The organism is Sphingobacterium psychroaquaticum (genome assembly GCF_900177625.1).
In the GTDB taxonomy this organism is placed as follows: domain Bacteria; phylum Bacteroidota; class Bacteroidia; order Sphingobacteriales; family Sphingobacteriaceae; genus Sphingobacterium; species Sphingobacterium psychroaquaticum.
The window spans coordinates 112270-136432 of the sequence record NZ_FXAU01000001.1; the positions used below are offsets into that span (position 1 = coordinate 112270).

The 24163-nt window shown below is 36.0% G+C and carries 28 protein-coding genes; 11 read left to right on the top strand and 17 right to left on the bottom strand.

What is annotated here, in order from left to right; all coding sequences use genetic code 11:
- Positions 1 to 5 precede the first annotated feature (5 nt).
- The 11 genes from B9Y69_RS00450 to B9Y69_RS00500 all read left to right on the top strand — a co-directional run bounded on the left by B9Y69_RS00450 (position 6) and on the right by B9Y69_RS00500 (position 11867).
- Positions 6 to 1160 (top strand): hypothetical protein, encoded by a 1155-nt coding sequence (locus tag B9Y69_RS00450; protein ID WP_058699736.1) that lies wholly within the window; start codon positions 6 to 8, stop codon positions 1158 to 1160.
- A 10-nt stretch (positions 1161 to 1170) separates the two neighbouring features.
- Positions 1171 to 1884, top strand: coding sequence for a PRTRC system protein B (locus B9Y69_RS00455; protein ID WP_058699737.1), 714 nt, complete (start codon positions 1171 to 1173; stop codon positions 1882 to 1884).
- The gene (locus B9Y69_RS00460; RefSeq protein WP_058699738.1) at positions 1881 to 2690 is read left to right on the top strand and encodes a PRTRC system ThiF family protein; all 810 of its coding nucleotides are present in this window, start codon (positions 1881 to 1883) and stop codon (positions 2688 to 2690) included. The genes B9Y69_RS00455 and B9Y69_RS00460 overlap by 4 nt, the downstream gene beginning before the upstream one ends.
- Before the next feature lie 519 nt (positions 2691 to 3209).
- Entirely contained in the window at positions 3210 to 3764 is a 555-nt protein-coding gene (locus tag B9Y69_RS00465; RefSeq protein WP_058699739.1) for an HD domain-containing protein, read from the top strand.
- A 206-nt stretch (positions 3765 to 3970) separates the two neighbouring features.
- Positions 3971 to 4801, top strand: a complete 831-nt coding sequence (locus B9Y69_RS00470) for a competence protein CoiA (RefSeq protein WP_058699740.1) — start codon at positions 3971 to 3973, stop codon at positions 4799 to 4801.
- A 300-nt stretch (positions 4802 to 5101) separates the two neighbouring features.
- Positions 5102 to 5914: a hypothetical protein gene (locus B9Y69_RS00475; RefSeq protein ID WP_058699741.1), complete on the top strand. Its 813-nt coding sequence runs from the start codon at positions 5102 to 5104 to the stop codon at positions 5912 to 5914.
- Between the two features lie 93 nt (positions 5915 to 6007).
- On the top strand, positions 6008 to 6238 hold the full coding sequence (locus B9Y69_RS00480) for a hypothetical protein (protein WP_058699742.1): 231 nt from the start codon (positions 6008 to 6010) through the stop codon (positions 6236 to 6238).
- Positions 6239 to 6490: 252 nt separating this feature from the next.
- Positions 6491 to 8419, top strand: a complete 1929-nt coding sequence (locus B9Y69_RS00485; protein WP_058699743.1) for an AAA family ATPase — start codon at positions 6491 to 6493, stop codon at positions 8417 to 8419.
- On the top strand, positions 8419 to 10245 hold the full coding sequence (locus tag B9Y69_RS00490) for an ATP-dependent helicase (protein WP_068791507.1): 1827 nt from the start codon (positions 8419 to 8421) through the stop codon (positions 10243 to 10245). The genes B9Y69_RS00485 and B9Y69_RS00490 overlap by 1 nt, the downstream gene beginning before the upstream one ends.
- Before the next feature lie 14 nt (positions 10246 to 10259).
- Entirely contained in the window at positions 10260 to 11132 is an 873-nt protein-coding gene (locus B9Y69_RS00495) for a hypothetical protein (RefSeq protein ID WP_058699744.1), read from the top strand.
- Positions 11133 to 11147: 15 nt separating this feature from the next.
- Positions 11148 to 11867: a hypothetical protein gene (locus B9Y69_RS00500; RefSeq protein ID WP_058699745.1), complete on the top strand. Its 720-nt coding sequence runs from the start codon at positions 11148 to 11150 to the stop codon at positions 11865 to 11867.
- Between the two features lie 24 nt (positions 11868 to 11891).
- Here B9Y69_RS00500 and B9Y69_RS00505 read toward each other — a convergent pair whose 3' ends face one another.
- The 17 genes from B9Y69_RS00505 to B9Y69_RS00585 form a co-directional block, all read right to left on the bottom strand.
- Positions 11892 to 12278, bottom strand: coding sequence for a response regulator transcription factor (locus B9Y69_RS00505; RefSeq protein WP_058699746.1), 387 nt, complete (start codon positions 12276 to 12278; stop codon positions 11892 to 11894).
- A 286-nt stretch (positions 12279 to 12564) separates the two neighbouring features.
- Positions 12565 to 12852, bottom strand: a complete 288-nt coding sequence (locus B9Y69_RS00510) for a helix-turn-helix domain-containing protein (RefSeq protein WP_058699747.1) — start codon at positions 12850 to 12852, stop codon at positions 12565 to 12567.
- A complete protein-coding gene (locus tag B9Y69_RS00515) occupies positions 12836 to 13144 on the bottom strand; it encodes a helix-turn-helix domain-containing protein (protein ID WP_058699748.1) in 309 nt (102 codons plus the stop codon). Before B9Y69_RS00515 ends, B9Y69_RS00510 begins: the two co-directional genes overlap by 17 nt.
- Before the next feature lie 97 nt (positions 13145 to 13241).
- A complete protein-coding gene (locus tag B9Y69_RS00520) occupies positions 13242 to 13523 on the bottom strand; it encodes a molybdenum ABC transporter permease (RefSeq protein ID WP_221630283.1) in 282 nt (93 codons plus the stop codon).
- 129 nt (positions 13524 to 13652) lie between these two features.
- Positions 13653 to 14099, bottom strand: a complete 447-nt coding sequence (locus B9Y69_RS00525; RefSeq protein WP_058699749.1) for a DUF3872 domain-containing protein — start codon at positions 14097 to 14099, stop codon at positions 13653 to 13655.
- Between the two features lie 11 nt (positions 14100 to 14110).
- Entirely contained in the window at positions 14111 to 14671 is a 561-nt protein-coding gene (locus tag B9Y69_RS00530) for a conjugal transfer protein TraO (RefSeq protein ID WP_058700047.1), read from the bottom strand.
- A 16-nt stretch (positions 14672 to 14687) separates the two neighbouring features.
- Positions 14688 to 15587, bottom strand: coding sequence for a conjugative transposon protein TraN (gene traN, locus B9Y69_RS00535; RefSeq protein ID WP_058699750.1), 900 nt, complete (start codon positions 15585 to 15587; stop codon positions 14688 to 14690).
- A 27-nt stretch (positions 15588 to 15614) separates the two neighbouring features.
- Positions 15615 to 16964: a conjugative transposon protein TraM gene (gene traM, locus B9Y69_RS00540; protein WP_058699751.1), complete on the bottom strand. Its 1350-nt coding sequence runs from the start codon at positions 16962 to 16964 to the stop codon at positions 15615 to 15617.
- Positions 16945 to 17238, bottom strand: coding sequence for a hypothetical protein (locus B9Y69_RS00545; protein WP_058699752.1), 294 nt, complete (start codon positions 17236 to 17238; stop codon positions 16945 to 16947). The genes traM and B9Y69_RS00545 overlap by 20 nt, the downstream gene beginning before the upstream one ends.
- A 20-nt stretch (positions 17239 to 17258) precedes the next feature.
- Entirely contained in the window at positions 17259 to 17696 is a 438-nt protein-coding gene (locus B9Y69_RS00550) for a hypothetical protein (RefSeq protein ID WP_058699753.1), read from the bottom strand.
- An 11-nt stretch (positions 17697 to 17707) separates the two neighbouring features.
- Positions 17708 to 18331, bottom strand: a complete 624-nt coding sequence (gene traK / locus B9Y69_RS00555) for a conjugative transposon protein TraK (RefSeq protein ID WP_058699754.1) — start codon at positions 18329 to 18331, stop codon at positions 17708 to 17710.
- A gap of 20 nt (positions 18332 to 18351) precedes the next feature.
- Positions 18352 to 19347, bottom strand: a complete 996-nt coding sequence (traJ, locus tag B9Y69_RS00560; protein WP_058699755.1) for a conjugative transposon protein TraJ — start codon at positions 19345 to 19347, stop codon at positions 18352 to 18354.
- A 3-nt stretch (positions 19348 to 19350) separates the two neighbouring features.
- Positions 19351 to 19983, bottom strand: a complete 633-nt coding sequence (locus B9Y69_RS00565) for a DUF4141 domain-containing protein (protein WP_058699756.1) — start codon at positions 19981 to 19983, stop codon at positions 19351 to 19353.
- Positions 19984 to 20020: 37 nt separating this feature from the next.
- The gene (locus tag B9Y69_RS00570) at positions 20021 to 22510 is read right to left on the bottom strand and encodes a TraG family conjugative transposon ATPase (RefSeq protein ID WP_058699757.1); all 2490 of its coding nucleotides are present in this window, start codon (positions 22508 to 22510) and stop codon (positions 20021 to 20023) included.
- Positions 22507 to 22839: a DUF4133 domain-containing protein gene (locus B9Y69_RS00575; RefSeq protein WP_058699758.1), complete on the bottom strand. Its 333-nt coding sequence runs from the start codon at positions 22837 to 22839 to the stop codon at positions 22507 to 22509. The genes B9Y69_RS00570 and B9Y69_RS00575 overlap by 4 nt, the downstream gene beginning before the upstream one ends.
- An 11-nt stretch (positions 22840 to 22850) precedes the next feature.
- Positions 22851 to 23156, bottom strand: coding sequence for a DUF4134 domain-containing protein (locus B9Y69_RS00580; protein ID WP_058699759.1), 306 nt, complete (start codon positions 23154 to 23156; stop codon positions 22851 to 22853).
- Between the two features lie 197 nt (positions 23157 to 23353).
- On the bottom strand, positions 23354 to 24163 hold the full coding sequence (locus B9Y69_RS00585; protein ID WP_058699760.1) for a hypothetical protein: 810 nt from the start codon (positions 24161 to 24163) through the stop codon (positions 23354 to 23356).

Sequence of the window (24163 nt, forward strand, 5' to 3'; positions counted from 1 at the left end):
AAACAATGACTTATGCAACGACATACCGTATCGGGAACATTCCAAATGCCCCAAGAACCCAAGCAAAAGCAATTACATCGTCAGTTGAGCGAGTTCGCAAACTGGATGCAACGACCGAAAGACGCAAACGAAATCCAAAAGGACAAACAAAAGTCTGTACCAGTAACTATGTTGCCAATGGTTTTCTAAGAACTTCGTTTCTCCCAAGACTGGAAGAAACGGAAACTGTACAGGCTTGCAGGGATAATATCAAAATGGAAAGGGATTTTTATCGTTCCCTTTCTCAATTAGCAGAGCATTACGGTATCATTCCGAAACCAACGCAGGCTTTAGGATATCCGTACAATATCGCATTGGCTTTAAAAGATATAGAAGAACAGTTAAAACTTAAAGTAAGCGATTGGGAAGAAATCAAACTGATACAGGATAGTAAGAAAGTGTTTTTTACAAGTGAGGAAAGATATAATACAGGTGCAACGCTGTATTATATTCCTGTAGTACCCTTATTTCGTTGGTTGAAAGACCCAAAGCGAAAACATACCGCTCAACTGCTTATATCGGTTTGTAGTTATCTGTACCACATTGCCGACATTCCCTATTACAGACAGGAAAGCAGTTATCTGTACTGGATGTATGAGATGCATAAAGATTGGGTAACAGAGGACGATTATGGAGAAGACACAGAAACCTATCTTAGTGAATTTGCACAAGCGGAATGGATTGGCGACCGTATGGAACAGAAGATATATAACGAAGCCAATTTAAGGCTCTTTAAAGACCGTTTAAACCGCTTTAAACCAAAAGATAAGATTGATGCTGATTGCTATAAAGTAGCACAGGAAGCCTATGCAATTTATGAGCAGTACCCCAATGCAACCGTCTTCCGCAATGCCCGACCAAATGGCGAAGCCAACGAAGAAGATATGGAAAACATTATATCTATGGAGAAATATGTTTCCTTCTGTGCAGATGGTACAGGGTGGCTAATGGATAATGTAGTAGAATCTGTAAATAACGAATTACAGGAATACGGACAGATGGAAGAACCGATTATTATCAAACGGTTTGACGGAAGCGATATAACCGCCAATACATTGGAGTTTGAAAACCGTTTGTTACCGATGATAAACGAACTGACCTACATTTTAAATAATTTTTAAAAACAAAACTATGAACGATATAACACAGGATTTCGGAATGCTGTACTATCCAAAATCAGCATTGGTATTTTATCAGACTACTGGAAAGGGTAACGATACTTATGTAGAGCATTTTGATATGGATAAAAACGGTATGCCCATTAATGCACACCCTTTGACCGTAAAAGAAGCGAACCAATTGGCAAAGGCTTTGAAGACCGCCAAAGAGGAAAAAGAACCGCTATTGAAACCGCAGGGAGTATTGAGCAATCAGGTTTTATACTTTGAGCCGACAGGAAACAAAGTGGTTTGGTTTACCAAAGCCACACAAAGGGAAATGTATTTTATTGAAAGTCTGGGAATACCCAAAGGCAAAGCCAATGTACCGCCTATGCTGTGGGTAGCGAACCGAAGCGGTTTAGCCGTTTTCGCTTTAATAAATGGCAGAAGACCTACGATAAAAACAAAGCTTTACAACGCTCCTTTTTTTAATGTGTACGAGGACGGCAATGTATGTATGGGTACAGTAGATGTACGCATAAAGAAAACCGCTTCATTGGAAGAATTTACAAACAAATGGGAAGGCTTTTTCTTTAACAGTTATTTCAGTCATTTAATGCACGGTCATAACCCGATAAAAGGAAATTGCGTAAGCCTTTGGGAAAATTTAATTGCCACAGGCGAAGCTTTTCCAATGGAAGTATTGACAAAAAGTAATCTAACCTTAAAAGACATATTGCGATGAATACCGAAAAAATAAAAGTCCATTTTACGGACAATAGTTTAATAAATGCAACCAATCCTATATCGGTAAACCTTATCGGTGCAGGTGGTACAGGCTCAAAGGTTTTGACCGCCTTAATGGAAATGAACCATAGTTTGATTGCGTTAGGTCACGCAGGATTGTCCGTTCGCCTTTGGGATGATGATGTTATTACGGAAGCTAATTTGGGCAGACAGCGTTTTGCAGAATGCGAAGTAGGATTGTATAAATCTGCTGCTCTAATCAACCGAGCCAACCGCTTTTCAGGTACAAATTGGAAAGCCGAAACGCAGAAGTTTGAAAAGGACAGTTTGGGCAAACTTCCCGAAAACGCACAGGCTACTATCTTTATTACCTGTGTAGATAGTGTAAAGGCAAGATTTGGTATTGCTGAAATATTAAAAGCACTGGATAACGGAAAATATTATCATCATAAACCAAAATACTGGTTGGATTATGGTAACAGCCAATATACAGGACAAGTATTGTTATCAACTATTGGAGATATAAAACAACCCAATTCCGATATATATGAAACGGTAGCTAATCTGCCAATGGTTACAGATGAATTTGGTGCTTTGTTAAAGCAGTCCGAACAGCAAGACGATACACCAAGTTGCAGTTTAGCTGAAGCATTGGAAAAACAGGATTTATATATCAATTCGTCATTGGCTCAAATGGGTAGTTCTTTGTTATGGGGTTTATTTCGTAATGGATTGACCGAATACAGAGGTTTTTTTCTCAATCTGAAAGATTTTAGGTCACAGCCTATTCCAGTCGCCCGATAGCCAAAATCGGGCCGCAAAAAGACACTCCCTCCGATGGTCGGGGCAGTCTTTTTGCATTTAAGCGGTACAACCCCTTTGCCAAAATGTAAGGCTACGCACCGTCCTCACTTCACATTTTATCAAACAGGTTGCGATCTGTTTTTGAAGGGATATTCCAGTATCCCTTTCGTTGTTTTAGCGAACTTCTTTTCTTTCCACATCTGCGACCAAAGAAAAGAAGCAAAAGAACGCCGCTTGGTTATTATTGGTTTTTACCTTAACGATTCCTAGTGATATTTTTATTTGAGTAAATTTGCTAGTAAATACAATGTATGAATAACTGGCTATAAAGAATGCTCATTGCGTTCGCTTTAGAGTTAAGCATAATCTTAACAGTGACCGTACCAATCTGAACCGTTAGAAAAATGGACGACAATATCCCTTTTGTTATTTTTACAGTTTAGTTTAAGCAGTGTCTGTTAGGCAACTTTAATTTATATTTTTGTAATAAAAGGATATTTAATAGATAATTTACATTGAATGGAAAAATTGATTATAGCATTAACCGAATTAGAAAAGTTAAAATATGTTGAACGTGGTACCAATGTAAAGGGAAGAAAAGAAAGTACAGCAGAACACTCTTGGAGTTGTTTGCTGATTGCGGATATTCTAATCGATTATGTTGAAGAACCATTAAACAGATTAAAAGTTATTGAGTATTTAATTTACCATGATATTGTTGAAGTTTATGCAGGAGATGCCAAATTCAATAATCCAGAGGAAATGAAACTCAAACATCAAAAAGAAGAACAAGCATTAGAAAAAATCAAAACACTTATTCCTAATAAATTAAGATTTGAAAAAATTGTCAGTGAATATGAAAAAAGAGCCACACGAGAAGCTGAATTTGCTAAAGCTGTTGACTGTTTAGACGCCTGTATTAGAAATATTAATGATGATACTAAATCTAATAATGATGGATTTACAGAAGTCTTAATAAGAAATAAATATTTGCCACATGTGTCAAAGTTTGACATTACAAAAGAATTATTTGAGCATTTAATACACCGACTGCAAGTATTAAATAAATTATAATTACTATATTTTGTTTGATAAAGATGCAAATCAAATTTTCTTTTGCCTTGTAAATACTTTTTTTCTTTCCACATCTGCGACCAAAGAAAAGAAGCAAAAGAAAGTCGCTTGGCTATTATTGGTTTTTACCTTAACGATTCCTAAGGATATTTTTATTTGAGTAAATTTGCAAGTGAAAACAATGTATTGATAGCTGACTATAAAAAATGCGCTTTGCTTTAATAGATAATAATCGGACAGAAGCTCAACCGAAACTTAACGGATTGTGTTGTTGTTGTTCGAAGCCAGTTATTGCAAAATGTGGTACACGAAAAATATGGCATTGGGCACATAAAAGCAAAACGGATTGTGACAATTGGTGGGAACCAGAAACAGAGTGGCACCGAACTTGGAAAAACAATTATCCATCCGATTGGCAAGAAATATCTTTGTTTGATAATGGAACAAAAGAAAAACATATTGCTGATGTTCGTACCGCTCATAGCCTCGTAATAGAGTTTCAACATTCGAACATTAATCCTCAAGAGCGAACTGCACGAGAACAGTTTTATAAAAACATGGTTTGGATAGTGGATGGCACGCGACTAAAAAGAGATTATCCTCGTTTTTTAAAGGAATGGAAAAGAGACGGAATTAGTGAAGTGCATCAAACTGAAAAGTCGGGGATTTTTGAGGTTTGTTTTCCAGAGTTTTGTTTTCCAGAAGCTTGGCTTAAAAGTTCTGTACCTGTAATCTTTGATTTTCGAGGAAACAGTTCAATAGATGATACAGAAGATTTACGAAATAATCTTTACTGTTTATTTCCACAGGTTGGTAGACATGCAAAAGTTGCAGAAATCTCACGTAAAGCTTTTTTGAATACAACCACAAATGGTGAATGGACTTTGAGAGTTCAGGAATTCATAAATGAATTTAGAAAGCAAGACCAAATAAAAGAAAGAGAAAATCGACAAACATTGTACTCATCAAATAGAGGAATATATTCATGGAGAGGAATTCCAATTATTGGATATAGAAAGCGTAGACGAAGATTATAAGCATTCCAGCTACTAACATGCAATTTGGCAAAAGAGCAAAGTTAAGAGCAATTTAAACGATTCGGCTCCCTATTTCGAAAAAACCACTTGCTTTTTGTTTTTCTTTTTTTAATTCAAGATTCATGAATCATGATTCATGATTTTTATCCGTAAAAACCATTTTCGGTTCCTCTTTTTTGTATTTTAGCAAAAACGAAAAATGGTTCTGCTAACGCAAGTGCAAAATTGAACGTTCGATCTTATAAAGTTCACTCTTTTGCAAGGCTATGGCTAGTTCCCTTCAATACTATTTTTAACGATATGCCCAAAAATTATACATTTGAAATTAGAGAAACTTTTGGAAAGAAATATTTAAAAGTATTTCTAAAAGATGGAATTGATCCTGAAAATATTGCTAATCATTTACAACAATTAGCCTCAGTACATAAGTCAAATGTTACGAAGCAAAAAAGTGGTAATATTGACTTAACAATATATCCATCAAAATTATACGAAATAGAAGAAACACAAGATGAAGTCGCTCTAACACTTGAAAACTATTTTAATGGTTCTCCTGTTGATCCGCAATTCGTTGACCAAACCGTTACTGGCGTCAGTGAAAAAGCATTTTACCAAGTTATTGATTATATGAATATTCTCGGTAAAAATTTAGAAGGTTTCAAATCTCTTAATGTTCGTTTTGATGAAGAAAGATACAGAGATTACTTTATTCCTTTCTTAAACTCTATTTCAAAGAATCATTCTGCTAAAGGTGAAGTTTTTAATAGAAACGGAAAAACAGATATTTTAATGTTCGACAATAATGGGAATAATCTTTTTATTGCAGAGTGTAAATTATGGAAAGGTGAAAAGTACCTAATTGATGGGTTAAATCAGTTACTATCAAATTATGTGAATTGGAGAGATGAAAAAGTTGCTTTGGTAATTTTCAATCGTGATACTAAGAATTTTACCGATGTAATAGAAAAATCGAGAAACGCAATATTAGCACATGAACTGTGTGAAGGTTTGGTTAATCAAAGAGCACAAACAAATTTCACTTTCTCGTTTAAAAATCCGGATGATCCAAATAAGAAAATATTGGTTGAGTTAGTGTTATTTAATTTTGCGTAAGTAATACAGATAACAGTGCTTTTTTAACCACCAATTCTCACAGTACGGGCTTTAGTATTAGTTATATTCGTCGAGTAATAAATCCAAAATATCATGCTGACATATAACGAAATTATCCAATTAAAAGACAAGTTGGAAAATAATGAAATCACATTAGAAATTGCAAAATCACAATACTGGATTGATTTCAAAGGTGGACAGCGATTGTGGCATTCTAAAGATTGGAGAGAAAGAAGAATTGAATTCATTAAAAATAATTGTGAGATATGTAATAGTACAGAAACATTAACACTTCAACATTTTTCTCATCCAACTAATTATTAAGAATATATTACAGAGATAATAAGAGCATATCCCAAGAATACATCGGTGCTAGTCCAGATGTGGAAAGAAGTAAATTCAGTAATCTACTGTGGGAATTTAAAATCTTGTTCAATTTTTCTACTTAATGCATTATTCCTTATTGTTTTTTTTTAAATTAGCCTAAGGCATTAAAATGCTATCTATGTTTCAGTTAAATTGATGCGTTAATAGCTTGTCGATCTTTTATTAGATTAAACCAAATTAACGTAAAAAATGCATTTAGCTTATATAAAGATTGAAAACTACAAAGGAATTGAGGTAATTGAAACCGAATTTGATCCAAAACTAAATATTATTATTGGTGAAAATGGATGCGGTAAATCAGCTGTTATTGATGCCATACGTTTACTATACAATATTGGAGAACCTATAAGGGAGTTATCAGTTTCATCCGATGATTTCCATCAAAAAGCAATCGACAATGATGGTCATAAAACACTTAATAAATCTACCCTAATAACCATTACTTATATTTTTAAAGGATTATCTACCGCTCAAAAAGGAGGGTTTTATGAATATATGGTAATTGATCCCAATAATATTGAGGAAGATTATGCTAAAATATCCATCTCTTATGAAGAAAAAGACGGAAAATATCCATATTTCACTTATAATACCGGAAATATTGATGGTCAAAAAGCAGACTATAAAACCTTCGAACTTTTTCAGCATTATTATTTAGGAGCTTTAAGGGATAGTACCAAGGATCTGTTGAGTACTAGAAATAATATTTTGGGCAAAGTTATAAGACGATTTGTAAAGAGAGAAAAGTCGGAATTGCAAATAGAACAGATAATAAAAGATGCAAATTCTCAGCTGTTAGAACGTGATGAAGTTAAAAATACGCGAGATGGTGTTAACACGAATCTCGAAAGTATTTTTAAGAGAGTTATTGACAATAAAATCGGCGTCAGAATTGAGGAAGCAAAAACAGAATATATAGTTAATGCAATCAAACCTTATCTTCCACATAATAGAGCTACTTTGATGGATGAGGGGTTTCATTTATGGCAAAATAGTTTAGGATTGAACAATCTAATCTATATAGCAGTTGTTCTAGGTGATATAAAAGAACAGATTAAGGATAATGGCCTACCTCATTTTGCACTTCTAATCGAAGAACCCGAATCTCACCTTCACCCACAATTACAGCTAAGCCTTTATAACTTTTTAAATAATGCAAATGCGACTGAAAACAGCCAGCTATTTATAACTACCCATTCACCAACGTTGACTTCAAAAGTACCCCTTAAAAATCTTATTTTATTAGATTGTGGTAAAGCAACAAAACTGGATAAACAATTTCAAAATAGAGAATCTGAAAAAATAATTGAAGATACTACTAAAAGCAAAGAATTGTTGGATACAGATTTTGAGAATAGAATGAAGAAACTTCAGAGGTACATTGACGTAACCAAATCTCAGCTTCTATTCGCAAAATCCATTTTATTCATTGAGGGAATATCAGAGGAACTTTTGATATCAGCATTTACTCTTTTAGAGGACTATAAACTTGAAGATTACCGGACGGAAATTGTAAACGTAAAAGGAACTTCATTTTATCCCTTCCTTTACCTTTTTAATCACTCAGATGTACTGAAACGAATAAACAAGCCTATTTCCATCATTACAGACGATGACAGGTTTACTGACTCAAAAAAATCTGATTATAGCTTTAAGAATTTGATAAATGATACCACCGTGCTAGATCTTTTAGATGATTGTATCCAAAAAGGTAACGCTGTATCAAGAATTAGGAATTTAAACTCTGTTAAAAACAAGGCTGAAAATATAAAGATTTTTGAGTCATTTAAAACTTTGGAATATGAAATAGCATCGCATAACGTAAACAATGACAGAAGTGCTTTTAAGGACAACTTTTTAGTGAAGTATCTTGACATGATAGTAAGTGATAAAATCAGCAATATAGTCACATACATGTCAACGTTTCCAGCAGATTTGATGTCTGAACAGGAAAAAAGAAAAGTTGCGATTCTCTTATGGAAAACGTTCCCTGACAAAGCTGAATTTGCACAGGATTTCTCAATTCATTTAATTGATAATTTGGAAGAGGCAAAAGCCTCATTTATAGTTCCGGTATATATATTGAACGCGTTAACTCATTTAAAAAATGGATTGTAATGTATTATGAAAATGAAGAAAGACTGGCTTACTTACAAGCTAGAGGAAAAGTTATTTTAAATGCCTGTCCTGGAAGCGGAAAAACAACTACTATCGCAAAGAAGATATTAAATTTAGAGAATTTAAAAGAAGTTGGAGGGCATTCGGGAGTAGCTTGTTTATCATTTACTAACTCTGCTAAAGATGAAATCAATGAAGCCTATAGGAAACTGGCGGGTAAATCACTTCAATTCCCTAATCATGTATCAACTATTGATAGTTTTATAAATAAGTATATTACTCTTCCATTTTATAACCTACTTAATCGAGACTTTAATAGACCAAAAATACTCGACCACACAACGATCTTAGATGATATGTGGAAGACCACTTATGTTAAAAATGGCAAAACACTTGAAGGCTTACTAAGACCACTTAATAATCCAGAATACAAGGCAAAGAATAATCGAAGTATTTATCATCTATATCCTCCCAGTGAAATTAGAATTGAGCCAAATGGATCTTTTTCTATTAATGGAAATCAACCATCATCTGATAAAGTTGAAAAAGTTAATTTTGACAACTACTGTAAACTCATCAAGAATGCTCAATTTCGAAAAGGATTAATTTCAACTGGAGATTCAGCATTTATAGCCCTTCACCTACTGAAAAATAATCCTAAAATTTGCAGATGGCTTAGTTTAAGATTTCCTTTTATTATTATAGACGAGGCTCAGGACAATTCACTAATGCAGCATGCCATATTTGAAGAATTAGTGAAGCAAGGCCTTAACAATATTGAACTGATAGGAGATCCTTACCAAAGCTTATATGAGTGGCGAGATGCAAAGCCTTCTGAATTTTTAAGAAAGTACGAAAATGACGCAACATGGAACTCTTACGACTTAACTGATAACCGACGATCACCTCAAAGTATAATTGATATATTTTCAAAAGTTCGTCGATCAGATGATTTAAAAATCAATAGCGTAGATTGTGAAAATATAACGGATTCGATTGTAATTTATAAATATTCAAACGTGAATCATCAATTAATTATTAAACATTATGATGACTCTTGTTCAATGAAAAAATACATCAGTAGCTGTATTGTTGTTCGAGGAAATTCGTTGAAAGACGCATTGTTAGGAGCAAAAACAGAACAGAGACCTTGGGGTATAGACTTGCCAAAACAAATTATATATGCTAAAAATCTTTACACAAGTGGTGATATTAAAAATGCAATAAAAGAAATCAGAACCATTTGTATACCCCTAATGCATTCTGATGAGGCTGATTATCATTTATTGAAAGAGATTGAGAAAGAAAAAAGTATAGATCCTTACTTTAATTCATTGATGATTACTATTTTAGATGAATTACCAGCTTTTAGTAAAACAATTCAAGATTGGACAGCTGCTACTCAGCAGTTTTTAAAAAGTAAATTAGGCCTTAGCCATGAAGTAGATTTTAATCTACGGAGTCGAAAATCGAAATATTTAGAAAAATCTACGCTTGCTGAAACTGTAAGCCAACATTTTAAAAAATCTTTTTCTACGTTCAATATCCCCATCACTACGATACACCAAGTAAAGGGACAAACTTTGGATTCTATTCTTGTTTTTTTCAACGAAAGGAAACATAAAGATAATATCACATTTGATAACATATCAAATATTGACAATGGCTTTCCTGATGAAACCAAAAGATTAATATATGTGGCATTATCTCGACCAAGACATCTATTAGCAATGGCTTTCCCACATTCAGTAACAGATAATGAACTCAAACAGAAGTTCGGCAACGAAATCAGGATAATAAAAGAAGAAGAGTTAAATCAGTTATAATCTACATACAATATATGACAGAATTTGAAGAGGGCGAATTTAGAGGCCCATTATTCAACCAGCTTGAAAAAGGTAGTAATCTATTATGGGAACCAGGACAGGTCTTTGAAAAAATAGTAGGCATTGATAGAGCCTCGCTATGTATTAACGATTATTTATGGAACTTACATGGATTTAGCTCTCCCCTAGGTGGTTTATCACTTCACAGAAGAAAGTTTAGATATATTTGGAATACATCAAAACCTAAAAAAATATTACCTGATTTCAATCTAAATCTCTTCATACAAGCAAAGCGTTCCGATTATTCATCGAGATCAAAAAAAGGTCTTAAACCGCACATTAAAGGAGCACACTGGTATTTTGAAATTACACCTCACCAACAGACTGCTCTAGAATTGTTAGAGAAGGAACTTGGTACGGATGCCTTAGTTATATATGCAGCTCCAGTATTCCACAAACAGCAAGATCTTTACAATCATACTTCTGGGCAGACTATTGTAGCAAATTCTACATTTCCAAAAGTATCCTTACTTAGAGGTCATAAAAAATGGTACTTTGACAGAGGTGGTATAAAAGGTGTAGCAAATCCTGAGTATGAAAGCTTTGATCAGGAGGATCTTTTATCACAAATTGAAGATATGAGAATACAGAAGGGACAATTTGTTTCTGAAGGAGCTTTGTCTAATCTGAGTAAATTGTCACGTGCTGTTAGGAATGTGGCCGAAATTCAATCTGGTAGTTTTCTCGCAACACAATTTGCATATGAAAATGAATTACTTGATGATTTCATCTACCAATATGATGTTGAAAACTATCGAGAAACTAAAGACTATTTGCAGGTAGAATTATTTTCTTTTTTATGGAAATTGAACTGGTTGACGTTTTAATAATAAGTTCCGTTTATGAAAAAAAATATAAATCTCAATAATCTAATAGGCATTCCTAAGATTTATATAGATAAGCTTGAAAAACATAAAAAAACCTTTTTAGACAACGAGTTCTTGGAGCATATCTTAGAAGGTAAAGAGATCAATCAGCTGGTAAAGGAAATCAATGAAGTTTGCCTTAAAGCGAGTATTTATGGTTTTCATTACACGAGAGCAATTCCAGAGCATATTATTGAACAGGGGCTTAGGTGTAGAACCGGCGAGGAGATAAGACAATGCTTTATCAATAATCACGGCAACTTACTTTCAAGTAATGAACTGGAAACTGTACTACAAGCTTGGAACAAGCACTTTGATTATAGACAAAAAGAGTCAAGAGATAATTATTTATTCTTTAATTTCACAACTTCTGCTCTTTACAATGGCGGTGCAGAACCATTGCTGGTGAATTTTGGAGGAGAACAAATTTATATGCCAATTTTCGAGATGGATTCTATTTCTGCTAAAATAAATAATTTAGGAATTCCCATGATTCTTAAATGCACACTAAACCCAAATAAGATAAATACATTCTATGAATATCCATGGGGCAAAATAGCTGTATCTACATTCCATGCACTATGTAATCCAAAAGCATGTAGATTAGATCAGGACGGTTACCAATCTATTAATGTGCAACCTACTGAAATTGAGATGTTTTATTATGATAGTTCCCAAGATTTTCGATTAATTTAAAGGAATTGAAAACATTTTTACCGTCTACACAGAATCAATAAGAGCCTTTTTTAAATCATCTATATCAGTACCAAGTAAGAAATAGCTTAAAAAACCAATATCAATTATATCTTTTGCGATTTTTTCATCATCAATATCACTATGTGCGATCAGTTGAATAGTTGGATAAAGGTTTCTTAATTTTTGAAGTTGCTTTAATATACTCTTATCATAAAAATCAAGATCAATAATACAGATCTCTGGTAATTTTTTGATCACTTCTAATTCAGATATTGCGTTTTCAATGTTTTCAGTTTGGAATAAAATTTCAAATTTTGCACTTAATAAATCAGTACATATTTTATCTATTATCGGACTTTTGTCATTGATAAATGCAATCGAAACTTTGTCTTGTTTTGTGTCAGTATCCATATCAAATTATTTATTCGATTAAGTAGAGTACTGCAAAAAAAAGAAAGTGCAGGCCACTACAACTTATCGATACTGAGGCACTGGTATACCCGACAACGAATAAGCGAGCGCCCACACCTATAGCGTGAGCGTTCCTACTTATTGTCTTGTCGTCTTAAAAATTACCAGTTTTCAGTACCAAGACTTAAAGCAAAAACACTTTAAGATTTTTATATTTTACTAAGCAAAGATAATAATGTTCACAATGTTATACAACTATCAAAATGCTTATTCAGCTTACAGATTATTATTTATTCATCACATAGTTTTGTTCCAATACGTTCGCAATATCCGATTGCTTAAAAATGATTTTGCCCCCAATCTGAACGAAGGGCAAAATTTTATCGTCCCGGTACTGTTGTAAAGTGCGTTTACTTATATGCAGTAACTTACACACGTCCTGTCCTGACAGGTATATTTCACCGTTCATTACTGGCCGGAAATTTTGCAGTATCAACTCTATATTTTCCCTAAGCTCTTCCAGTTTTTTTCTGTGGGATGCCAGTTCCATAGCATCATCAGTCAGTAGTTCCATGTCTTTCCTCTTTAATGCTTTTATTAAATTCCAGCAAAGCCTTTACATCTGACAGCTTGAAATAGTTCTTTCTGTTGAGTTTGGAATAAGGTAATAAACCTTTATCCTTATAAGTTTGCAATGACCTTTTAGTGATATTTAGCATCAAACATACTTCCTGATTATCCAGCCACTTTTCTTCTTTGAAAATGGATGCATATGCCTGACTTACCGTCTGAGTAAGTTCAAGCATATCATCTAACTCTTGAGTTAGACTTTTAAAAGCCGATTTTTGTATCGCGATTACTTCCATAACTGTTCTTCATTTTGCTGTGAACAGTGAATTTAATAAGGATAATTACTCTTATACTTTTGGAAGGTTTGTTTGGCTATGAGAGGTAGATTTTGGCTTATCGCTGTTGTATAGAAGTATTAGATTTTAATCTTTCAGATTTATCTTTATCTTTTTTTGACCCGTAGTATGTAAACAGAAATAAAATGCCGAATATGATAAGTACGATGCTTGCTAGTTTTCCTATACGTTCAATAAAAGAAATTACAACAGACTTTTCATAACTTGAGAATCCCTCTGCTCCTGTAGAGCTTCTTCTATAAAATTTGCGACGATTGATCCAGTAACGAAGACCAAGCCCAAAGACCAATGCTATTATACCTAAAACCAATGTTTCCATAATCAATCTATTTCAATATCATGAAGATAAATTTAGCAAATATTGATGAAACCATATACAAATTAACAGTAAATAAAAAACGACCTACCGAAAGGTAAGTCGTTGTAAATTGAATAGTTAACAAACCCTTTAATCACTACTATTAAACTGAAAACTTATCTGTTTTTCGTTTCCAAAGCTGTCAGATATCCATATATCGAAAGATTGGGATACCGTCGAGGCTGAAGTATAATACAACCGAAACTGCGTTTGTGGTAATTGGTACAAATCATTAGGCATATAAGGCGGTTCATTGTAGTAACGAAGTGCCCCCTGTCCGTCAAACTGAAAATACCGAATGTAGTAAGCGTTATTTCTGTAATTTCCTGTACGCTGTATTGTAACACGGATTTCCACAGTTTGACCATTCGCTACTTCAGAAGGAACTGGCATTACATTTACGTCAAATGGATAATCTTGTTGTATTTCCAGCTCTTCTTTATCGCAGGAGCTCAAAGTTATTGATCCTATCAGGATTGCCAGCAAAATATGAAGTGGAAACAATCCTATTCTGAATTTATTGAAAATTACTATCATAGTTTTATGTTTTAAAAGTTAAACCTTAATCCAATTCCCGCTGATGGTCGGAACTGGTCCCTTGATGTATTCCAAAGCACTTTAGTACGACCTTGTATCAGTAATACAAAGCGATCGGACAAATAGGTTTCCAAAGACAAACGTCCTCCGGCTCCATAGACAAAACTTTCTTCGTTCAGTATTTCGGCTCCATCAAAAAGCATTTCCTTTCCACGGTTAAATGTTTCGTAGCCAATAACTCCGTTGAGTGTTGCGTTTAGGTTGATACTTTTTCGGAAGTTTCCCAACAGCCGAAGACTGTATCCTCCTTCGGCCATATAGGTCTCAACAGGTATTTCAAGCTCTTTGTAATTAGAATATTCATGGTTATATTCCAGTGCCCATAGCCAGTAATTTCCGTTTTTACCGTTTACTGTCATTGCCAGATTTATATAGTAGTCATTTCCAATTTTATCATCTGATAATATTCCAGCACTTACTTCAAGTGCTTTTTGTTTGGGTACCATCCGCTGTGCGTTTGCCGATGTGATACCGATAAGTATCAATATCACTGTATATATATAATATTTCATTGCCTTATTTTTTTGATTAGTTAATTTTGAGATGCATCGTATTGATAAGTCTTGCATTTACCAGATCGGAATTTTCTATTTGCAAAACCTGATGTCTGCCTCCGTTTTTCTCGAAAATCTCAATCAATAGCACTTTATCATCCGTAATTGTAAACTGATCCAATAGGAATACGTTTTGCTCCGTAGTATTACCAATAATTTCGTCAAGAGGCTTGTATATGCGTAGTGGCTTCATTGGTTTTTCTTGTATTACGGTACGTTTTGCAATCTTCTTATCCACAATTTTGAAATTCACAAAATCAATCTGAAACGGAACATTACTCTTATTTCGTAGTTCAGTATGGAAATAAAACTTACCATTATGGATATAAACCCCTTTCAACAAAAACTGTATGCCGTAGCTTTTTGACCCGATATGTTTGATGATCCTCTTGTCCTTATTGTAAATAGTTTCCAACAGCAACCCCGCCAATGATGGAGAGTTCTTACCCAACTCTTCAAATAATACATCATTTTCATTTTCCCGGCTAAGTTGTTTCTGCATGGTCAACAAGTCATAATTTAATGACGATGGGTATGAACTATAAAAGACATTGAAGTTGTAGAAACGGCCGTCTTCGGTAATCACCGAAAAATTCGTTTCTTCTTCAAAATCACGTACGGTAGCCTTTATACGCAATACATTTTCGGCATCTTCTGCTTTACCCGCTATCAGATACTCGCTTCCCAAATCCACGTAACGAATAGCCGCTGGAAATATCAAATGCGAGGTTTTAGTATAGGTTACTTCCATTTGATAAGGTTCTACTTTACCCATTGCTAATTTGGATGTGTTATTGGCATTTTGTGCCTGGCTTTTGCCGATCAGTCCAACCAAACAGGTTAACATCAGCATACTTTTAATTATCGTTTTCATATTTTAATCTTTATATTTTTTGATTTATTAGCTTTTAGACACAAGAAACACCTGATGTCCAGCCTTCAACGTTACTTTAGGCGTCCTGACTTTCTTAGAGAAATAACCGGAAACTCCTTGTACCACACCACGACTCAAATCGCCTGCTACCTGCTGACCTGCCGAACGTGTCATCATAATACTCGTACCTGAAGTCTGGCTCATGTTAGCTGCTATTTCCGTCAGGGCATTCATTTCAGGAGAATAAGGTACATATAGTCCCTGTTGACCATCAATATCGTATATGGTGATATCTACAGGGATAATGTTTCCTTCCAGTTCTACTGAAGTCACCTTTAATTGCAATCTTCCATTTAGGAATTTTGCAGTAGCCGTTAACACCGTTCCTTTTGGAATGGTACGGTTCGGAGTTTTCGCATCTTCTAATATGCGAACACGAACACCAGTTTCTCCGGTTACTACCTGTGTTTCCTGTACTACAGCACGAATACTGTTTTTTGGCTGTATTACCTGCTCTGAAACACCTGCGGTGTAAAATCCTCGATTTCGGGTTTCACTCCAATTTGCCAGAAATGCACTATCTGTTGGCTCTCTGTACAATGCTGACACAGCACTTTTTTTGACAGGTGTAAATGCTACAAAATGTTCTTTTTGAGTAGTAGATGATGATGCAGGTATTGTTGTCGGAAGTTCAGAACCGGGAACGACAGTTGTAGGCTGAGAGGGAGTATTGGTCGGTAGATACTTCGCAGCCATCTGGTAGGACTTTTCCATAAGTGCCAATTGGGTTTCGACCGGATCGGGTGCCACCACGTCTTTTTCTGCTAATTGCTGTTTCAGTTCGTCTAATTGTTTGCGAAGTTCCTGTGTTTCATAGTTGGGTTCATTATAGAACGAACCGAGAACGCTTTGAGCATTTTGATAACTATTTAGTGCAGGATTACTTCCTCTACGTTGATTACCACTGAATAAACCCGTATTTCCCTGTGCCTCTTCAGAAAGATCTGGTTCCATGGAGTTTGCTGAATCTGTATTCCAATAATCAGCTAATGTGGTCAACCCATTACGCTTTTCCTGATTTTTCTGCTCCAACATTTCCAGCTCATAAGCTTTCTGTTTGTCCGACTGTAAACCTGCATCCGTAGCCTGTGGTACAGCATCGTTTAAACCAATATCCTCTATCTTGTTTTTATCTTCTGATGGTTTAAATATGAGCCACATACAGCCAACAAACACGATTCCCATCAAACCAAATATGATTGGTTTCTTCAACTTTTCAGTCTTATTCTGTGCATTGTCCTGCAATACATCAGGGTTTTCATTCGGGGTACCTTCCGTAACCCGAACTCCCAATTTTTTATTTCCATTTTCTTTCATAAAACTTTTCTTTTAAAATGTTTGACAATGAATCCAATCCTCCCGTCTCGGATTTCTTTTTCTGTATAACTGGATTTTCGATATGTCTGATCTCTATAGTGGGATTAGGCTTAGAGGTGTCGAACCAAACTTTTGCGATGACGATAACCGTTAAAAGCAGATAGCCCATAAAAAAAAGCAGCGTATATTTATGTTGTCTCTTTACAGGCAACGACCGCCAACGTTCATCAAGTTTGTTAAACCAATTATCCAATCTTTCCCTTAGTTTTTTCATACTTTAATTATTTGAGGTTATTACATTCTGAACCCTCTTTTGCAGGAAGAGATATGTTCTTTAGGTTTTTCAGTCACCTGGGAAATGGCTTCTTTTATCATGGGAAACGAGCTTGTTGTAAAGTTGGTTAGCTTAGATTGCTTCAATAGTTGTCCATAAGGATCTATTCTTCTTACATACATTTCCGTTTCCTGTAAATCAAATTTCCCATTCTCGTATTTTACCCACATATCACATTCAATCTTTGGCTTGTTTTCACCATTCCATTCGAGATATGTAGATAGATGCAAATGGCTTGCTACTAATGGTGCTTCTTTGCCTTTGCCCCAAGCCTCCAAAAATTCACTGATGCTATCCTTTAATTTGCCTGCATAAGAACTTTCAGTATGAAAAAAACCAGAGTATCCTTTATCAATAAGGGTTTTCACGAACGTGTCTAAATCAAGTAAGTGTTTCATGTGCTTAATCTTCAGCGTTCTATAACTTCAATATCCTTGTTTTCTAACACCGCAAATTTTTCTATTGTAAAGCCTTGTGGGTTATTGTCAGAGCGAACGGAGTTAACCAAGTAGCAGGATGTAACCAGGTTACGCCTTGTCACATTGCTTGACCTGATAATGAACTGTTTTGCATAAGTTTTAACAGCATACGGATAGGTATCAAAGTTGCAGATTACGCTGTCCACTTCAGTACGTTGTTGTACGTTACCGGATATGATACGGTTGTAATATCCTTTTTCGGACAAATCCTTGTAATAATCAAATGCCGATTTGTCGGCAAGATTAAATGCTCTTTTCATATTGCTTTCAATAGCATTCTTTTCAGGTGCGAGCGTGAAGAACAATTCGTGAAAACGACGGATATGCTCACGAGCTTCAACCGGACGGTTTATAGAAGCGTCCTGAGAGAGTGCCAACATGAGTGATTTGCCGTTATCCAACACATAGACTTTTTGTCGTTGCTCCTCCGCAAAGCGGTAGGACTGCCAAACGGCATATCCTACAACTCCAATGCAGAGTACCGCAAAGACAATAGCATACAGCCTTATCTGCTTAAAGCTGTTTTCGATATTTCTTAATGTTTTAAATTCCATTTCAAATGATTTAAATTTTATTATTTACCCATTAATTTTCCTCCGATATTACCTGCGGTAGAACCAGCACCGGCACCGGCAATATTTCCAGTTTTCATAGCAGTCTGGTTCACGTTACGCATAAAGTTTCCGGCACCTCCTGCCTGAATGATCCAGCCTGCGGCTGTAGGAACGGTAAAGTATCCTACGATACCGATAATCATAAAAATGATATAAACCGTATTTGAAGTGTCAGGGATATAGGTTGGGTCGGCAAGCATCTCTATATCTCTTTCAAGAATCAATGATTGTATTTTGGCAAGCATAGAACTGAACAAATCAGCCACAGGTAACCATAAATACACACTGATATACCGTGTGAGCCATTGTGTGAGCGTACTCTGAAACCCATCCCACACAGAAATAGCAAAGGCTATTGGTCCCAGAATGGACAAGACAATCAGAAAGAACGTCCGTATGGTATCTATGACCAGAGCGGCTGCCTGAAAGAGTACTTCCAGAAATTCCCGAAAAGCATCCCTTATCCATTTTTTCATTTGATACATACCACGTTCCATATACATTCCCGACATCGTAGCAATGTCAGAGGGTGACCATCCCAATTCTTCAAGCTTCCTGTCAAATTCCTCATTGGAAACTAAATAGGCGGTTTCGGGATTTCGTACCATAGCTTCGTATTCCAATTGGTCTTTCTGAGCTTGCAACTCATTAAGGTCAAGCACCTGGTTTTCCAGTATAGCATGAGTGCCCTTTACTATGGGACTGAGTACCGCATTGATAGTTCCCAAAACCATAGTTGGAAAAAACATAATGCACAATCCCAAAGCAAACGGACGTAGTAAGGGGAATACATCTATAGGCTCTGCACGGCTGAGTGCCTGCCATACTTTGAGAGCTACATAAAACAGAGCCCCCAATCCGGCGAGTCCTTTTGCTACAGCCGCCATATCGGCGGACAGAGGTACCATCTCATCATACAATGAGCGTAGAACTTCATGAAGATTATTAAATTCCATAGTTTACCAGTATTTTTGTTCAGGATTTCCGTAAAGTTCAAGTACTCTTTTGCTATTATTTTTCTTTTTAGCTCTTAGAAAACTGACCGAAATATTTTTACTGGTATAGTACCGTACAAGGCTGTGGTACTCTTTAACTTCTTTATAAACACGGTCGATGATATCCATACGTTCTTTATCGTTTAATGAAAGACTGGATGAGGAAACAATCTGCTTCAATTCTTTCAGTAGCTCCGTGCTTTCATTCAATAGTGCAGAATAACCATTGGCGATAGCAGCCAATTCTTGTTGTGAGAAATTCGGATCGTTCATCATCTTGCCGAAATTCTGTACATACATTTCAGATACGTCTCCAACAAGTAAGACAGTTTGCTGTACCTTTCTCGCATCTTTTACCAGATTACTGACCGCTTTCAACTTGTCGTAATATTCCTTACCTTGTTTATACACCTTTTCTACTTCCTTAAAATTTTTGACCACATTGGAAACTGTGGAAGATGTTTGTATGATTTCATTAGCACTGTTAAGAATGCCGGAAGCCAGGTTAGCTGGGTCAGTGACAACAAATTGTGCCTTGGCAGAAGGTGTAACAGCCAGTATAATTACCGTGAACACCATTAACATGATTTTTTTCATTTTATTGATTTTTAATTGATTAATAATTACCTGATTTCTATTTTCGCTCTTCAGCAATTCGTTTTATAGCGAGTTCTACATTACCGTCGAGTTCCTTAGCAAGCTGCATAACCTCCATTTTTTCGGTTTCTTCCGTAGTGTATGCGAGATATTCCTGCATGCTTACTTCTGTAGCATAAACGGCGGAGTGCGTTCCGCCCAATCCAATCCAGACTTCTTTGTACAAGCGTTTGGGGTCGTTGTTCATATTGATAGAAAGGATCTGAGATTTTTCTTTTTCAGTGAGCCCGAGCATCGCCTGGATGTCATGAAATTTATTCATATACTTTCGCTGATCGAGCAGTATTTTACAATCACTATTATTGATAATGGATTCTTTCACAATAGGTGATTGGATGATGTCGTCCACTTCCTGCGTTACTACAATTGCCTCTCCAAAGAACTTTCTGACTGTTTTAAACAAATACTTTATGTACTCAGCCATACCTTCCTTTGCAATTGCCTTCCAAGCTTCTTCAATTAAGATGAGCTTACGGATACCTTTCAACCTTCTCATCTTATTGATGAAAACCTCCATGATGATAATCGTGACAATAGGAAAGAGAATTTTGTGATCCTTTATAGCATCAATCTCAAATACGATAAAGCGTTTAGTCAGCAAGTCAAGTTGTTTGTCTGAGTTAAGCAGATAATCATATTCACCTCCCTTGTAGTAAGGTTCCAGAACATTTAGGAAATTGGCTATGTCAAAGTCTTTTTCCCGAACCTGCTTTTCTTCTAATACTTTGCGGTAGTCTCTCTGTACATATTCGTAAAAACCATTAAAGGATGGATATTCATCATTGATCTTAATACGCTCTATATAACCGCTTACCGCATTAGACAAGGCTACTTCTTCTGCTCTTGTCGGTGGCTCATCATCTCGTTTCCATAAGGTTAGTATCAGGGTTTTGATACTTTCTCTCTTCTCAATATCGAATATGCCATCGTCTGTAAAGAATGGATTGAATGAAATAGGATTATCTTCGGTATAAGTGAAATAAACACCGTCTTCACCTTTGGTTTTTCCATAGATCAGCTCACATAATCCCTGATAGGAATTACCTGTGTCAACCAACAGCACATGTGCCCCCTGTTCATAGTATTGACGAACCATGTGGTTTGTAAAAAAAGATTTTCCCGAACCTGAAGGTCCCAAAATGAATTTGTTTCTGTTCGTGACGATACCTTTTTTCATAGGCAAGTCCGATATATCCAAATGGATTGGCTTTCCCGTTAACCTGTCTGCCATCTTGATACCGAACGGTGATGGTGAACTTTGGTAATTTGTTTCTTCTGTGAAGAAACACAACGCGGGTTCTATGAAGGTGTAGAAACTTTCTTCAGAAGGAAAATCCCCGGCATTGCCCGGCATTCCTGCCCAGTACAAAGTTGCTACATCAGTAGTATTGTGTCTTGGTTTGCATTCCATCAAAGCCAGAGCACTACCGGTATCATTCTTAATCTGTTTTAGTTCGATCGGATCCTCAGACCATGCCAGTACATTGAAATGTGCACGAATGGAAGACAGACCATGTGAATGAGCCTCATTGAGATAGCGTTCTATCCATTCTTTGTTAATCTGGTTGGCACGGCTATACCTTGCCAGTGAATGCATATTCCTTGCAGACTTTTCGAACTTTTGGAGGTTTGCTTCGCTGTTATCTAAGAAAAGGTATTGATTATAGATGTGATTACAACTTAACAGTAGTCCAACGGGAGAAGCGAACGACAACAAACAGTCACTTCGGTCTGTAGATAATTTTTCGTAACGCGTATCAGCAGATACTGTTCCCGGTAGATCATCCGTATCAGATAAGGTATGTAAACATAATCTTTTGTTCCCTATACGAACTTCTTCAGACCCCAAAGCAATGTCCTGTAAAGGCCTTCCCTCATCTCTTGACAAGGTGAGGTACTGTTCCAGCAATCCTTGCTTGCCACTCGTTCCGACGATATCCTCTTCGCTCAGACGTTCCAGTTTTACAAAATCGCTATCATTCACTATCCTTTCAAACTGTGCCACAGCTTCCATAAAGCGATGAATGATTTCCTTATCCCTTATTTCTTTAGGGATAAGCACACCCTTGCAAAGTGAACTAAAGTTGCTTTGCATACGCATACGTTCTTTAGTGGTCTTGGTAAGAAACAAGTAACAATAATGATTCAGAAAAGGACGCTCGTTAAAATGCTGTTGATACGATTTTGCTAAAAAGCTTTGATCTTCTTTTGCAATATCAGGAGCGTAATTTTCTTTGATATACCAATCTTGTTTGTGAACGACTGTAAAATCCGGTAAAGTTTTGATCGCCTTGTGCCATGCGGAATGTATAGCTTCGTATTCTACGGAAGCAACCGTAAACAGTTCGGGCAAATGTACCCGAAAGCAAGCCGTAATGTCTGCATCTTTAGAGATGATGCAGTTGTTTTCCACAGCCAATAATGGGAACTTGCTTTCCAACGTAGTGGCTTTTGCTACATTTCTCATAAGCCGACAGATTTAGAGGTGAATTTTAAATAGCGATGTACGGGTTTCCGGCAGATGATATAACGTGGATGCCTCTTATTGGCACCCACTTTCATTAATCCGTATTCACCATACTTCTGGTTCAGAGAGAATGTCTGCCAGACAATAAGAGAGCCTCCTCCAACTCCAATAAATAGACACACATAAGAACTTACGCCTGCCATATACAGTATCATCACCAGAACAAGCATACCCAGTAAGCCACCTGCAAAAATGAACAGATACTGTGCTTTCAATCCTTTGAACTCGACTGTACGTCCAATGCCTTTATTAATATTGTATTTACTCATAAGGCAAAGGATTAAAGGAAGAATGAACGAAGAATAGTTGCAGCAACGATCAAAAAGATACAAGCTCCAAACCATGATGCCGCAGTCTTGCTTGTATCAGGATCACCACTACTGAATTTATTGTACACTTTAACACCTCCGATTAACCCGACCACGGCACCAATGGCGTAAATAAGTTGTGTGGCGGGATCGAAATAAGAGGTTACCATTTGCGTGGCTTCGTTGATTCCCGCAGAACCGTTTCCCTGTGCAAATACCCCAAATGCTGACAGCAAAGCCGCACCTGTCAGCAGCACTTTTTTTCTTTGTTTTTTCATCTTTAAAACGAATTAATTTGTTACGATTTCCTGCACCTTGCAGGCTTTCGGAACAAATGTGCGACGTAAAACAAAGCACTCTTAAAAAGTGTCGTTCAGTGGAATAACTTGGCTTTCAAAGGCTTTTCGTATGAAAATTGAGTATAAAAAAACGCCAGCCTTTTGATGGCTGACGTTTCGTTCTTTTTACAATATTCTCACATTTTTCTACCCTTTTTCCTTTCTGAATTATAAGGAGTATTCGAGTTCTTATTTTCTTTTTTAATTTTATCTAAATTCTCTTTGATTTTTTGAGGCACATAAATGTCTTCCCATTTTCCTTTTTTTGCTGTAAAACTCATTTGCAATCCTACTTCCATTAACCCATCTTTCAGATCAAATCCGTGTTGCCTATTCCATCCGATAGGATCCAGTTTTAACTCGTTTGGAAATTCTATTACAACAAGATTTTTTGGAATTTCTGTAATATTTTCATAGTCAATTTCGCCCATTTCTCTTGTCTTAGGATTGTAGGGAATAAGATATGTTCCAGAGCTATCATTAAAATAGTCTTCTATGTGTGAAAAAGCAATTCCATTAGAGAGGAAGTCATCTTTTGGTCTAAGTTTATCCATTCTTATATCTACATAGAAAGTGTGTCCTTCAATATCAATGGTGGGCAGCATTCCTTTGTTCACACGCAGGTCATAAGCAACGGGGTCAACCATGATATCATAGTCGTTCCTTTTCTTTATGACATCTAATGATAGCTTATATTTATTCCCCATCCCAATAGGATCTAATACGGAGAATTCGGGAATAGTGACGGTTACTTCGTGATTTCCCCATCCCGATGAAAGTCTATTCTTTTCAACGTCGTAATCAAAACGATATCCATTTCCTAAATATTCCATTTCATCAAACCGAATAATATTCGTTTCATCTTCTTTTTCTCTCAGTTCTAATTTATTCACATCCACAAGAAACACTGTTCCGTGGATATCAAATTCTTTCAGTTCTTTTTCCAT